Here is a 13783-nt window from a genome sequence, read left to right as displayed (position 1 = left end):
AATCCATGGACGCCCTCGCCCCCGACTCCGCGCAGGTACTGGCCCCGGACGCCGCGCAGGCCGCGGTCGCCATCCTGGAAGAAGACATCGTCTTCGGCCGGCTGCACCCGCGCCAGCGCCTGACCGAAGACGAACTCATGGCGCGCTTCGCGCTCAAGCGCCACGTGGTGCGCCAGGTCCTGGCCGACCTGGAGGCGCTGGGCGTGGTGGAAAAAAAGCGCAACATCGGCGCGGTCGTGCGCGCCTACGCGGTGCGCGAAGTCATGGAGCTGTACGCGCTGCGCCAGGTGCTGGAAGTGCATGCCGCCAGCCAGATCCCGCTGCCCGTGCCGCAGGCGCGGCTGGCGGCGCTGGTGGCCGTGCAGCGCGAACACGATGCGGCGGTAGCCGATGGCGACGCGCGCCGCGTGTTCCGCAGCAACCAGCGCTTTCATCGCGAGTTCTTCGGTTTGCTGGACAACGCGGTGCTGGGCCAGGCCATCGAGGAATACGCCCGCCGCACCCACCCCATCCGCTTCGGTTCGCTGGCCGCCGCCGGCTACCGCGAACGCGCCCGCCAGGAACACTGGGCCATGATCCACGCACTGCGGGATGGCGACCGGGAGGGGTTGATGGCGCTGTGCCGGGAGCACCTGCTGCCGTCGCGGGACGCTTATCTGGCGGCGGAACAGACGCGGCTGGGGGCATGAGCCCACACCCGGCGCCGGTCGCCAGGCGACCGCGCCGCGCCTAAAATGGTGTTCCCAGCCGCAGGACGCGGCTGCGTTGAATCTGAAGACCGCCCCGCGCGGCCGCTTTGGAGTCGAACATCATGAACACTGCTCCTAGTGATCGTGTTTTCTCCGGATCCATCCCGCAGTTCTACCAGCGGTACATGGTTCCTCTCGTCTTCCAGCCCTATGCCGCAGACATCGCCGCGCGAACGGCGGCGCTGCATCCTGCGGCCGTGCTGGAGATCGCCGCAGGCACAGGCGTAGTGACGCGCCAACTCGCGGAGCAGTTGCCCGCCGGCGCGGCCATCGTCGCCACCGATCTGAACCCGGCCATGCTGGAACAAGCCCAGACGCTGGGCGCAAGCCGCGCCATCACCTGGCGCCAGGCCGACGCCCTGCAACTGCCTTTTGAGGATCAGGCCTTCGATGCCGTGGTGTGCCAGTTCGGCTACATGTTCCTGCCGGACAAGGCTGCGGCCTACGCCGAAGCGCGTCGGGTCTTGCGGCCGGGCGGCGCCTTCCTGTTCAACGTCTGGGACCGCATCGAGGACAACGCGTTTGCCGATACGGTGGAACAGGCCCTGGCGCGGCTGTTCCCCGGTGATCCTCCCAGGTTCATGAGCCGGATTCCGCATGGTTATTACGACGCGGCCGTCATCAGAGCCGACCTGGCCCGCGCCGGATTCACCGGCCGCCAGACGCTGGAAACCATTGCATTCGAAAGCCGCGCCGACACGCCGCAGACGGCTGCAATCGCCTATTGCCAGGGCACGCCGCTGCGCAACGAGATCGAGGCCCGCGGCGCGGACATGCTGGGGCAGGCGGTCCATGCCGCGACCGATGCGCTGCGTGCGCGCTATGGCGCGGGGCCCATCGCAGGAAAGATCCAGGCGCATGTGATCACGGCGCCGCGCGGCGCATAGCTGCGCGACGGCCGCGCGATGAACCGGCGGCGGGCGGCCGTTTGTCCCGCCGCGCCGTCCCGGTTAAGCTTGCAACCTTCTCTCCTTCCACCGGAGCACTCAGAGTGAACAAGTAAATGCCGGGATGCCCACGCATCTTGCCCCCCTCGCTGCCTGGCGCGCGAGCCGCATTGCTTGTTCGATTCTGATGTCTTGCAGGACCTGGCCCCTATCGGCGCGCCGCGTCCTGCTCCCTTCGGGCACAGGCTCGCGGATCGCGTGTCCATCGGCAGTTTTCCCCTTTTGACAGAAGGAAAACGCAATGCCTGCGACTGACACCATCGATATCTATGAACACAACCGCGCCGCCTGGGACCGCCAGGCCGCGCAGCAATGCGCCTGGTCGCAACCGGTCGGCCCCGAAACGATCGAGGCCGCGCGCCGCGGAGACTGGCAGGTGCACATCACGCCGCGCGCACTGCCCGCGGATTGGCTGCCGGCGATGTATCCGGTTCCGCGCATCCTGTGCCTGGCCTCCGCCGGCGGCCAACAGGCGCCCGTGCTGGCTGCGGCCGGCGCGGACGTGACCGTGTTCGACGCTTCGCCGCTGCAACTGGCCCAGGACGACATGGTCGCGCGCCGCGACAGCCTGGCGCTCGCAACCGTGCAGGGAGACATGCGGGATCTCTCGGCGTTCGCCGACGCGTCCTTCGACTGCATCGTGCATCCGATCTCCAACCTGTACGTGCCCGACGTGCGGCCTGTTTGGCGGGAGTGCTTCAGGGTGCTGAAGCATGGCGGCAGGCTGCTCAGCAGCTTCTACAACCCGGTCGTGTTCGTCGGCGACCGCGCGCCGGAACTGGCCGAGCAGGGCCTGATCCGGCCGCGCTTCCGGCTGCCCTACTCGGACCTGCGCGACCTGAGCGCATCGGAACTGGCGGAAAAGCAAGGCCGGGGCGACGCGCTGGTGTTCGGGCACAGCCTGGGCGAACAGATCGGCGGCCAGCTGGAAGCCGGGTTCCTGCTGAAGGGGTTTTATGAAGATGAACAGCCCCAGCCGCGCTTCCTGATCGACCGCTTCCTGCCGACGTTCCTGGCCACATACGCAGTCAAGCCCTAAAGATCAAGGGGCGTCCCCTGGACGCCCCTGCCACCTTACTTGAACGGATTGGCGTCCGCGCCGTAGGCGCTGCCCCCGTAGCCGCTGCCCCCGACCTCCAACGAGACCGAACTCGGGTCGACCACCGCAGCCGTCCCCTTGTAGTGCATCACCATGCCCGGGAAGGCCATCACCGCGGCCACCATCAGCAGCTGGATCACGATGAACGGCACCGAGCCCCAGTAGATCTGCCCCGTCGTGACCGGCTCGATCATCTTGCCCGTGACCCGGTCCTTGTAGCGGTCCCGTGGTGCCACCGACCGCAGGTAGAACAGCGCGAATCCGAACGGCGGATGCATGAACGAGGTCTGCATGTTGACGGCCAGGATCACGCCGAACCAGATCAGGTCGATGCCCAGCTTGTCGGCCACCGGCCCCAGCAGCGGCACGATGATGAACGCCAGTTCGAAGAAGTCCAGGAAGAATGCCAGCACGAAGGTCAGGATGCTGACCACGATCAGGAAGCCCCACTGTCCGCCCGGCAGGCCGGTCAGCAGATGCTCGACCCACAGGTCGCCGTTGACGGCACGGAAGGTCAGGCCGAACACGGTGGAACCCACCAGGATGAACACGACGAAGCAAGACAGCTTGGTGGTCGTGTCCATGGCCTGCTTGAGCAGGTCCAGCGACAGGCGGCGGCGCGCCACCGCCATCAGGATGGCGCCCACCGCGCCCATGGCGCCGCCTTCGGTCGGCGTGGCCACGCCGATGAAGATGGTGCCCAGCACCAGGAAGATCAGCGCCAGCGGCGGAATCATCACGAAGGTCACGCGCTCGGCCAGGGCCGACAGCAGGCCCAGGCCCAGCGCCTTGTTCACCAGCGCGATGACGAAGGCGGTTGCGCCCCAGAACAGCAGCGCCACCACGATGCGCTCGTCCATCGGCGCCGTGTTGTTCTCGACCCAGAGGCCCAGGAAGTAAGCGGACACGGCGGAAATCGTCATCAGCACCAGCAGCGACCGTCCGCCTCGGCCGCCGTTCGGCTCCTGGAAGCGGCGTGCCTCTTCTGGCAGCGCGGGCGCCGAATCCGGCTTCAGCAGGCTCATGATGACGATGTAGACGATGTACAGGCCCGCCAGGATGAAGCCCGGCACCATGGCGGCGCGGTAGATGTCGCCGATGGAACGTCCAAGCTGGTCCGCCAGGATGATGAGCACGAGCGAAGGCGGAATGATCTGCGACAAGGTGCCGGACGCGGCGATCACGCCGCTGGCCAGCTTGCGGTCATAGCCGTTGCGCAACATGATCGGCAGCGATATCAAGCCCATGGAAATGACCGACGCCGACACCACGCCCGTGGTCGCAGCCAGCATCGCGCCCACGAACACCACCGCGATAGCCAGGCCGCCGCGGATCGAGCCGAACAGCTGGCCTATGGTCTCCAACAGGTCCTCGGCCATGCCGGATCGCTCCAGTACCAGGCCCATCAGCGTGAAGAACGGCACCGCCAGCAGCGTGTCGTTGGAAATGATGCCGAACACGCGCTGCGGCAGCGCCTGGAACAGCGAGGAGTTGAGCAGGCCCAGCTCCATGCCGACCAGGCCGAACAGGATGCCGTTGGCCGCCAGCGCGAACGCCACCGGAAAGCCCAACAGTAGAAATATGATCAGCGTCGCGAACATGATCGGCGCCAGATTGGCAATGAGAAACTCCATGATCAGCGACCCTTGTTGTTCAGTTCGTTCTGCGCGGCCGCCTCGCGCGCCTGCGCTTCGCGGGCGATTTCCTCGGCCAGTTCTTCTTCCGCGCTCTTGGCTCCCTCGCGTTCGCGCGGGTCGCGGCAACGTCCCATCAGGAAGCCCACGCACTTGATCAGATGCGACAGCCCGGCCAGCACCAGCAGCGCGAAGCCCACCGGAATCAGCAGCTTCACCGGCCAGCGGATCAGTCCGCCCGAATTGGAGGAATATTCATTGCTGAGGTACGAATCCATGAACACCGGCCAGGACAGGTACATGATCAGCAGGCAGGCCGGCATCAGGAAGAACAGCACGCCGAAGATCTCGATCCCGATCTGCGCGCGGCGCGACAGCCGCGACGCAATGATGTCCACCCTGACGTGGTCGTTTTTCAGCAGGGTGTAGCCTGCGGTCAGCAGGAACATGGCGCCGAACATGTACCACTGCAGCTCCAGCCAGGCGTTGGAGCTGTCGTGGAATATCTTGCGCATGATGGCGTTGCCGGCGCTGACCAGCACAACCAGCAGCGTGACCCAGGACACGGCCCGGCCCATGCGTAGATTGATCGCGTCTATGCCACGCGACAAGGCGAGTAGTGCTTGCATCTGTTTTCCCCAGAATCGTTTCTAATCACGCACCTGCCCCACATTCAGCCCGTGGTGCCCCGGGCTTGAACCCATCAATCGTCTTCGCGGTGGTGGCGCAGCCAGGGCGTCAGGCGCCGTTCCAGCCACACCAGCAAGGCAAACAGCAGCATGCCCATCAGGGCCAGCACGAAGATCGCGGCGAACACCCGCACCGTGTCGAAGGTGCCCTGGGCACTCATGATCACGTAGCCCAAACCGCGCTGCGAGGACACGAACTCGCCCACGATGGCGCCCACCAGCGCCAGCGAGATCGAGACCTTCATGCCCGCCAGGATCGAAGGCAACGCGCTGGGCAGCCGCACCTTGAAGAAGAAATCGCGCCGCGAACCCTTCAGCACGCGCCCCAGGTCCAGCACGTCCTGCGGCACCGAGCGCAGGCCATGGACGGTGTCCACGATCATCGCGAACACGGCGATCAGGAAGGCGATGGCGATCTTGGGTTCCGCGCCCGTGCCCATCCAGATCACGAACAGCGGCGCGATGGCGACCTTGGGCACGCTGTTCAGCGCCACGATCAGGGGATAGATGAAGCGTTCGAACCAGCGCGACCCCACCAGCATGACGGCAATCGCCACCCCGGCCACCACTGCCAGCGCAAAGCCCGCCAGCGTGGTCATCAGTGTGTAGGCAGCGTGGCCGGCATACCAGCTCCATTCCGCGGCCAGCTCCAGCGCCACCTGGCCGGGCAGCGGCAGCATGATGGCGCGCACATGGAAGATCCGCGCGGCGGCTTCCCACAGCAGCAGGAAGACCAGCACCGACACCAATCCGGCCATGCGCCGGCCCGCCCCTTTCAAGAGCGCGCTCATTGGACGGACTCCAGTCCGGACGCGGCGCGCGCGCCCTCGTCTATCAGGCCCATGCTCTGGAACATGCCGCGGATGTGCCGCACGTATTCGCCGAATTGCGGCGTCTCGCGCAACGCCAGCGGCCGGGGCCGCGGCAGGTCGATTTCTATGGTTTCGAGGATCCGGCCCGGGCGCGGCGAGAACACCATCACCACGTCGCCCAGGAATACCGCCTCGGCGATGCCGTGCGTCACGAACAACACCGTGTTGCGAGTTTCCATCCAGATCCGCTGCAGCTCGACGTTCATCTGGTCGCGCGTCAGCGCGTCCAGCGCGCCGAACGGTTCGTCCATGAGCAGCAGCTTCGGATCGTCCACCAGCGCCCGGCAGATGGCGGCGCGCTGCCGCATGCCGCCGGACAGTTCGCGCGGATAGCTTTCGGCAAACTTTTCCAGCCCGGTCAGGGCCAGCAGCGCGCGCACCTTGTCGGCATAGGCGGCCACCGGCTTGTGCGCAAACTCCACCGGCAGCAGGATGTTGCGGCGCACGTTGCGCCACTCCAGCAGCGCGTCGCGCTGGAACACCATGCCCATGCCGTCCGGCGGCCCCTGCACGGGCACGCCCTCCACCCGCAGCTCGCCGCTGGAAACGGTCTCCAGCCCCGCCACGCAACGCAGAAAGGTGCTCTTGCCGCAGCCGCTGGGTCCCAGGATGCTGACGAAGCGGCCGCGCGGCACGTCGACCGACACCGACGCCAGCGCTTCCACCCCCGCCGCGCCGGGGTAGCGCTTGCGCACGTCCGTTGCGGACACGGCCCACTGCGTCATGGTTGCACCAGGCTGTCGTAGCGTTCCGGATGCACCAGGTCGGGCGCATAGAACGTGGCGGGCTGCGCGCCGGCGCTGATCAGCCCGACCGTCGACAAGGTGGCGACGGCCTGCGTCCAGTCCTGCGGCACGATGGCGCCCAGCCGCGCGCCCGCCGCCGGCTGGCCGAAATACGGCTGCAAGGCGTCGATCTGCCCGCGCAGCACCTTTTTGTCCAGGCGCGCCTGCGGCCGCTGCGCCAGGATGGCGGCGACCGCCTCGTCCTGATGGCCGGCGTAGATGTACTCCCAGGCCCGCGCGCTGACGCTGGCAAAGCGCGCGATGGCATCGCGCCGCTGCGCCAGCTTGGACTCATTGGCGAACAGGCCGAAACTGGGCATGTTCAGGCCGAAATCGGCGAAGCGCACCGCGCTGGACGGGCGATTCTGCGACACCACGGGCAGGAAGAACGGAATGGTGGAGAATGCCGCGTCGGCCCGCCCCACGGCATAGGTCGACGCCTTGCTGGCGGCGTCCACGTTGATCAGTTCCAGGTCGCTCTTCTTGAGCTTGCCCGCGGCCAGGAAGGCATCGATGAACGGCGCTTCCAAGGAGCCCGCCGTATAGGCCACCTTCTTGCCCTTGAGCTGCGCCGGGCCGGTGATGCCGGCATCGGACGGCACCAGCAGCCCGATGTCGCTCTGCCTGGCGAACACAGCCACGGCCTTGACCGGCATGCCTTTCTCGCGGGCGATCATGGCCGAGGCCAGGGCGGCATGCCCCAGATCGAAGCTGTCGCCGGCGCCAACGATCTGCACCGTCGTCACGGATCCATTGCCGTCCTCCAGCGTCACGTCCAGGCCGGCCTGCTTGTACCAGCCCTTCTGCTGCGCCAGATGGAATGCGCCGTGCACGCCCCAGGGCGTCCAGTCCAGCCGCACCTTCAAAGGCTCCAAAGCCTGGGACCAGGCGGGCGCGCTGAGCGCGACAGCAGCCAGGCCCAGCAACGCGTTGCGCCAGTTTCTTGCGAATACCGCGAGCATGATTTTCCCCGTTATGTGCCGACACAGCGCGGCCGCGCCCCGCGGCCGCTGGTACCCCGCGTGTTCAGCCGCCGCGGCCGAACCACCGCTTGATGCGCGCCCACAGCACGCTGAAGAACATGGCCGTGGGATTGAAGCTGGCCTGGACCGGCGCCTCACCCGCGGCAGCGGGTCGACGCAGTCTGGCCGTGACGTTGTTGCCGAAGTCCGCGATCATGCGGCGCACGAAGTCCTGCACCAGGCCCGAACGCGAAAACTGCGCCAGCGGCCCCTGCAGCGAATACAGCAGGTTCACGTGGACCTGCGTCTCGTTGGCCGACAGCGCCTCCAGGCGATACGTGATGTCGCCGTTGGCGCGCGACTGGCTGAGCGAGTCCTGCCCCGCGCCGCGAAACACCGCCTGCATGGCCGCGTCGTCGCGTTCCAGGCGGGCCGCGCCATTGAAGGCGGCGGACATGGGGCCGAACTTGATCGCGATCTTGCCCTTGACCCGGTCGCCTTCGTGTTCCTCGATCGAAGCGCCCGGCAGGCAGCTGGCCAGGGCTGGCAGGTCCACCATGAAGGCCCAGACGTCCGCAGCCGGGAAAGGCACCTTGAAGCCGCCGTCGATCTGGCTGCCACGGCCCTCTTTCTTGCCTTCCTTCTTGCCGGCCGGGGCTGCGGCCGGAGCCGGCGCCGCAGCGGCGCTTGCGGCCGGCTGGCTGGCCGCCGCTGGCGTGAACCCCGCGAACGCCACCGGCTTTTCCGCTGCTGGCGCAGCGCCCCGGCCCTGCGCCTGAGCGGCGCGCAGCGCCTCTACCGCGGGGTCGGGCTGTTCCCTGAGTTCGGCCAGCACCGACATGACGGCGGCGACGATGCCCATGTATCCGGTGCAGCGGCACAGATTGCCGGACAGCTCCACACGCACCCGGCCTTCGTCCGCATCCGGCAGGCGCAGCACGATATCGCGCGAGGTCGCCAGCATGCCCGGGGTGCAATAGCCGCATTGCAGGGCGTGGTGTTTGGTAAAGGCGGCGCGCAGCCGCTGCATCACCGGATCGGCGTCATAGCCTTCGATGGTGGTCACCTGCCGGCCTTCGCAGGCCACCGCGAACGAGATACAGGAGCGCACCGGCGCGCCATCCACCAGCACCGTGCAGGCGCCGCAGACCCCGTGCTCGCAGCCAAGATGGGTGCCGGTCAGGCGTGCCTGATCCCGCAGGAAATCCCCCAGATGCATGCGCGCGGGCGCCTCGTGCGATACGCGCTTGCCGTTTACTTCCAATGTCACCTGAACCATGCTCATTCCTGTCAACCCAAGGCCTGCGCCAGGCAGCGCGTCACCGCGGTCCCGTGCAGCTTGCGATGGTGTTCATCCTTGTCCTGCATGACCCCGGCCAGCTCGCTGGCCAGCAGCGCGTCATCCAGGCCCGCCAGCCCCTGCTGCGCGATGCGCGCGGCCAGTTGGGTCAGCAATCTGGGCGCGCCGTCCAGGGCCCCCACCGCGATGCGCGCCGTCTTCGAGGACGGATCGAACCACGCGGCGCAGCTGGCCTCGGCGAACTCGCCGGTCTTGCGGCAGAACTTGTAGTAGCCCCAGCGCGCCTGCGGCCCGGCTTCCGGGATGTGCACGGCGGCGATCAGCTCGTCTTCGCGCAGCCCGGTGGTATAGGCGCCCTGCATGTAGTCTTCCGCCGGCAGCATGCGCACGCCGTCCGGCCCCGCGATCTCCAGCGTCGCGCCCAGGCCGACCACGGTCAGCACCCAGTCGGCCGCCGGATCGGCATGCGCCAGGCTGCCGCCCAGCGTGCCGCGGTTGCGGATGGCGCGATAGGCGATGCCCGGCGCCACCTGCTGCATGGGCGTGCCGCGCAGCAGTTCGTGCACGCCGTCCTCGATCTCGGCATGGGTCACGGCCGCGCCGACGCGCAGCTTGCCATTCTGGCGCGACACCGTGCGCAGTTCGGACAGGCCGGAAATGTCGATGACGACGGGCGGACGCGCCAGGCGCAGATTCAACATGGGGCCCAGCGATTGGCCGCCAGCCATGAGCTTGGCGCGGCCCTCGTGCCCGCGCAGCGCCCGCAAAGCGTCCTGCAGGGTGTCCGGGCGGGAGTATTCGAATGCAGCGGCCTTCATGCCGTCACCTCCGTGGCGACGGTTGCGGTCTTGCGGCTGCCCTGAGCGATGGCGGCCAACACCCGGGTTGGAGACAGCGGCGTGCGCAGCAGTTCGACTGCGCCCAATGGCCGCAGCGCGTCGTTGACCGCGTTGAACAGCACCGCCGGCGGCGCGATGGCGCCGCCCTCGCCCATGCCCTTGGCGCCGAACTCCGTATGCGGCGACGGCGTCTCGAAGTGGTGCAGGCGCATGTTCGGAACCTCGGTGGCGCCTGGCAGCATGTAGTCCGCCAGGGTCGAGGCCAGCGGCTGGCCGTTGTCGTCGTAAGGTGTTTCCTCGTAGAACGCGGTGCCTATGCCCTGGGCCACGCCGCCTATGGTCTGGCCTTCGACCACCATGGGATTGATCATGGTCCCGCAGTCCTCCACCACCACATAATCCAGAATTTCCACGCCGCCCGTACCCGGGTCCACCGCCACCACCGCCGCATGGGTCGCATAGGTGAAACAGCCGGTGTCGACCTTGGGCTTGTAGCCCACGGTGACTTCCAGGCCAGCGGCGTCCACGTCGGGCGGCAACAATTGCGGCCGCAAGTACCAGGCGTCGGCCACGTCCTTGACCGACACCGACTTGCCGCCGGCTTCCAGCCGGTCGCCGTTCCAGGTCACACTGGCGGGATCGGCCTGCAGCAGATGCGCGCCGATATGCGTGAGCCGCGGCAGCAGGCGCTTGCAGGCCTGCGACACGGCGCCGCCGGACATCACCAGCGAGCGCGAAGCGTAGGTGCCGGTGGAGAACGGCGTCTGGCCGGTGTCGCCATGCAGCAGCTTGATGCTGGCCACGTCCACACCCAGGATTTCGTTGGCGATCTGGGCAAAGGTGGTTTCCATGCCCTGCCCGTGCGAATGCACGCCGACCCGCAGCTCCAGCCCACCGTCCGGCGTGACCCGCGCGGTGGCTTGGTCAAAGCCCGGTATCACGGGCGTGCCCCAGGCCGCGAACACCGAGGTGCCGTGCGCGGCCTGTTCGGTGTACGTCGCCAGGCCCACGCCGATGAGGCGGCCGTCGGCCTCGCCCTGGCGCTGGCGTTGGCGGATCGCGTCCACGCCGATCATGTCCATGGCCTGTTGCAGGCTGGCCGGATAATCGCCGCTGTCCAGGTGCTTGCCGGTGACGTTGACGTAGGGCATCTGCTCGCCCTGCACCAGGTTCTCCTGGCGGATCTCCCAAGGCTCGCGCCCGACCTCGCGGGCGATCGCGTCCATCGTCAGTTCGATGGCGAAGCACACGCCCGTGCGCGCCACGCCGCGATACGGCACGAAGCCCGGCTTGTTGGTGGCCACCGCCCGCGTCACGCAGCGATAGCCCTTGAATGCATACGGTCCCGGCAGGTTGCCGATGGCCTGGCCCGGTTCCAGGCCGATGGTGAACGGCCAGACCGAATAGGCCCCGCCGTCGATGGTGATCTTGGCGTCCAACGCCAGCAGCTTGCCGCGGCGATCCGCGTAGGCCACCATTTCATAATGGTGCTCGCGCGAATTGGCGCCCGCGGTCAGGTGTTCGCGGCGGTCTTCGATGAAGCGGAACGGCTTCTTGAAGGTCTTGGCCAGCCAGGCTACGCACAGCTCTTCCTGCTGCAGCACGCACTTGTAGCCGAAGGCGCCGCCCACGTCCGGCGACACCACCCGCACCCGGCCCTGCTCCAGGTCCAGGCACTGGGCCAGCACGCTGCGGATCATATGGGGCACCTGGGTCGCGCTGACCACCACCAGCTGGTCGGCCTGGTGGTCCCAGTAGGCCAGCACCGCCTTGCCTTCCATCGGCACCATGCATTGCCGCGACAGGTCGATCTTGCGGCGCACGACCACGTCCGCCTGCGCTGCCAGCTCATCGAACTGCTTGTCGACATTGAGGGTGACGAAGACGTTGTCGCGCCACTGCTCGTGCAAGAAATCGCCCTGGGCCGCCTGGGCGCTGACGACGTCCGCATACACCGGCAGGTCGTCGTAGTCGACCTCGATCATCTCGGCGTAGTCCTCGGCTTCGGCGCGGGTCGGCGCGAACACCATGGCCACGGGCTCGCCCACGAAGCGCACCTTGCCCGAGGCCAGCGGCGGCTGGGCCGACACCTGGTAGCTGGGCAAGGTGGAATCCGCCACGATGTCGCGCGCATCGGCCATGGCCTGGCGCACAAACGCCTTGTCCGCGATCTGCTCGGCCACGCGCACCGAAGCGATGCGCGCATGCGCCAGCGGACTGCGCAGGAAGGCCACCTCGCAGAGACCGGGCATGGCCATGTCGGCCACGAAATTGCCCTTGCCGTGCAGATGGCGCGCGTCCTCCTTGCGCGGCACCCGCGCGCCCACTCCCTGCGGCTTGCCTGGCCGGCCGTGCGTATCGGCGTTTGCTGTCGTCATGACTACCCTTTATCTCCTGTTAGTGTCCTGTCCCGTAGATGCGCCCGCCTGGCGAAATTCCTCCACGAGCATCGGGGCTAGGCGCAAACCGCAGCGATACCCGAAGGTATCGCGAGGATTTGCAACGACGCCCTGACGTTCATGGGGGGATTTCGTGCGGGCGTATCTGCGGGGCAGGACACTGGTTATTTGGCCTGGGCCTTCGCCACGGCGGCGAAGGTGTAGTTGTCCAGCGGGCTTTCAGCCACACGGAACCAAGCCGCCTGCTCGGCCTGGAATTTCTTCCAATCGGGGAAGATGGCGGCGAAGTCCGGGTTCTTGGCCGAGAGTTCGGCCCACAGTTCCTGCGAGGCGTTGTACGCCGCGTCCATCACTTCCTTGGGAAAGAAACTGACCTTGGCGCCGCCGGCAATCAGCTTGCGCAGCGCCAGCGGATTGCGCGCATCGTAGTTGGCCAGCATGCGCATGGTCTGCTCGCCGGCCGCCGCCTCGAACGCTGCCTGGTAGGCCGGCGGCAGGGCTTCCCATGCCTTGTCGTGCACCATGCTGGTGATCGAGGCGCTGCCTTCGAACCAGCCCGGCGAGTAGTAGTACGGCGCCACCTTGTTGAAGCCCAGCTTCTCGTCGTCGTAGGGGCCGATCCATTCGGCCGCGTCGATGGTGCCCTTTTCCAGCGCGGGATAGATGTCGCCCGGCGGGATCTGCTGCGGCACCGCGCCCAGCTTGGACAGCACCATGCCGCCGATGCCGCCGATGCGCATGTTCAGGCCCTTCAGGTCGGCGACCGACTTGATCTCCTTGCGATACCAGCCGCCCATCTGCACGCCGACGTTGCCACAGACGTGGTTGACGATGTTGTACTTCTTATAGAGCGCGCGCAGCATCTTCAAGCCGCCGCCGTAGGCGATCCAGGCGTTATGCTGGCGCGCGCTCAGGCCGAAGGACAGGCCGGTGTCGAAGGTCAGGGCGGTGTTCTTGCCGATGTAGGCCGTGCTCAGCACGTGGTTGCATTCCACCGTGCCATTGCTGACCGCGTCCATGTTCTGCGCCGCGGGCACCAGTTCGCCGCCGGGAAAGGCGCGGATCTCGAACTTGCCGTCGGTCAGCTGCGCCACGCGCTTGCAGAGTTCTTCGGCCGAGCCGTAGATAGTGTCCAGGCTCTTGGGCCAGCTGGTGGACATGCGCCAGCGCACCGACGGCGCGGATTGCGCGACGGCGGGCATGCCCACGGTGGCGAGGCCCGCGCCGGCTGCGCCGGCGGCTTGTGCGAGGAAACGGCGTCGTTGCATTCATTGCTCCCGATCTGGTTCGATTGAGTCCCCTTGGACCCGCCTCAACTCATGCCAACGCCACTCGCGTACATCCGAAAAAAACGTTAGCACACTGAATTGTTGATCAGCATACTGACAGTAATTTTGAGTGTCAACAAGGTAAATCCCCACTGCCGACGCCCGCGAAACGCCTGGGTTTCCACTCATTCCGGCGGTTTTTTTTCACGGGTCCGAGGGCTATTTGCGGGTACTCCTTAC

At 67.1% G+C, this 13783-nt stretch carries 12 protein-coding genes; 3 read left to right on the top strand and 9 right to left on the bottom strand.

Annotated elements, in window-relative coordinates; genetic code table 11:
* Nucleotides 1-5 precede the first annotated feature (5 nt).
* The 3 genes from IB268_RS08825 to IB268_RS08815 all read left to right on the top strand — a co-directional run bounded on the left by IB268_RS08825 (nt 6) and on the right by IB268_RS08815 (nt 2735).
* Nucleotides 6-689 carry a GntR family transcriptional regulator gene (locus IB268_RS08825; protein WP_175163633.1) on the top strand — a complete coding sequence of 228 codons (684 nt, stop codon included), beginning with the start codon at nt 6-8 and terminating at the stop codon, nt 687-689.
* 122 nt (nt 690-811) lie between these two features.
* Nucleotides 812-1636 (top strand): class I SAM-dependent methyltransferase, encoded by an 825-nt coding sequence (locus IB268_RS08820; RefSeq protein ID WP_119451805.1) that lies wholly within the window; start codon nt 812-814, stop codon nt 1634-1636.
* Between the two features lie 301 nt (nt 1637-1937).
* Nucleotides 1938-2735 (top strand): class I SAM-dependent methyltransferase, encoded by a 798-nt coding sequence (locus tag IB268_RS08815; RefSeq protein ID WP_192327213.1) that lies wholly within the window; start codon nt 1938-1940, stop codon nt 2733-2735.
* Nucleotides 2736-2770: 35 nt separating this feature from the next.
* On the opposite strand, the gene IB268_RS08810 is transcribed toward IB268_RS08815, so the two are convergent.
* The 9 genes from IB268_RS08810 to IB268_RS08770 all read right to left on the bottom strand — a co-directional run bounded on the left by IB268_RS08810 (nt 2771) and on the right by IB268_RS08770 (nt 13543).
* Nucleotides 2771-4429: a TRAP transporter large permease subunit gene (locus IB268_RS08810; RefSeq protein ID WP_192354108.1), complete on the bottom strand. Its 1659-nt coding sequence runs from the start codon at nt 4427-4429 to the stop codon at nt 2771-2773.
* A 2-nt stretch (nt 4430-4431) separates the two neighbouring features.
* A complete protein-coding gene (locus tag IB268_RS08805; protein ID WP_054459069.1) occupies nt 4432-5058 on the bottom strand; it encodes a TRAP transporter small permease subunit in 627 nt (208 codons plus the stop codon).
* Nucleotides 5059-5132: 74 nt separating this feature from the next.
* On the bottom strand, nt 5133-5909 hold the full coding sequence (locus IB268_RS08800; RefSeq protein WP_054459065.1) for an ABC transporter permease: 777 nt from the start codon (nt 5907-5909) through the stop codon (nt 5133-5135).
* A complete protein-coding gene (locus tag IB268_RS08795) occupies nt 5906-6715 on the bottom strand; it encodes an ABC transporter ATP-binding protein (RefSeq protein WP_054459062.1) in 810 nt (269 codons plus the stop codon). Before IB268_RS08795 ends, IB268_RS08800 begins: the two co-directional genes overlap by 4 nt.
* Nucleotides 6712-7737: an ABC transporter substrate-binding protein gene (locus tag IB268_RS08790; protein WP_054459060.1), complete on the bottom strand. Its 1026-nt coding sequence runs from the start codon at nt 7735-7737 to the stop codon at nt 6712-6714. Before IB268_RS08790 ends, IB268_RS08795 begins: the two co-directional genes overlap by 4 nt.
* Nucleotides 7738-7801: 64 nt before the next feature.
* Nucleotides 7802-9022, bottom strand: a complete 1221-nt coding sequence (locus IB268_RS08785) for a 2Fe-2S iron-sulfur cluster-binding protein (RefSeq protein WP_054459058.1) — start codon at nt 9020-9022, stop codon at nt 7802-7804.
* Between the two features lie 5 nt (nt 9023-9027).
* Nucleotides 9028-9855, bottom strand: a complete 828-nt coding sequence (locus IB268_RS08780; protein WP_192354107.1) for a xanthine dehydrogenase family protein subunit M — start codon at nt 9853-9855, stop codon at nt 9028-9030.
* On the bottom strand, nt 9852-12254 hold the full coding sequence (locus IB268_RS08775; protein WP_192354106.1) for a xanthine dehydrogenase family protein molybdopterin-binding subunit: 2403 nt from the start codon (nt 12252-12254) through the stop codon (nt 9852-9854). The genes IB268_RS08780 and IB268_RS08775 overlap by 4 nt, the downstream gene beginning before the upstream one ends.
* Before the next feature lie 185 nt (nt 12255-12439).
* Nucleotides 12440-13543, bottom strand: a complete 1104-nt coding sequence (locus tag IB268_RS08770; protein ID WP_054459047.1) for a TRAP transporter substrate-binding protein — start codon at nt 13541-13543, stop codon at nt 12440-12442.
* Nucleotides 13544-13783 lie beyond the last annotated feature (240 nt).

It is taken from the genome of Achromobacter sp. ACM01 (assembly GCF_014851745.1).
Classification (GTDB): Bacteria; Pseudomonadota; Gammaproteobacteria; order Burkholderiales; family Burkholderiaceae_B; genus Achromobacter; species Achromobacter aegrifaciens.
Note: the sequence above shows the minus strand (reverse complement) of the source record. Positions and strands in the feature narration are given on the sequence as shown.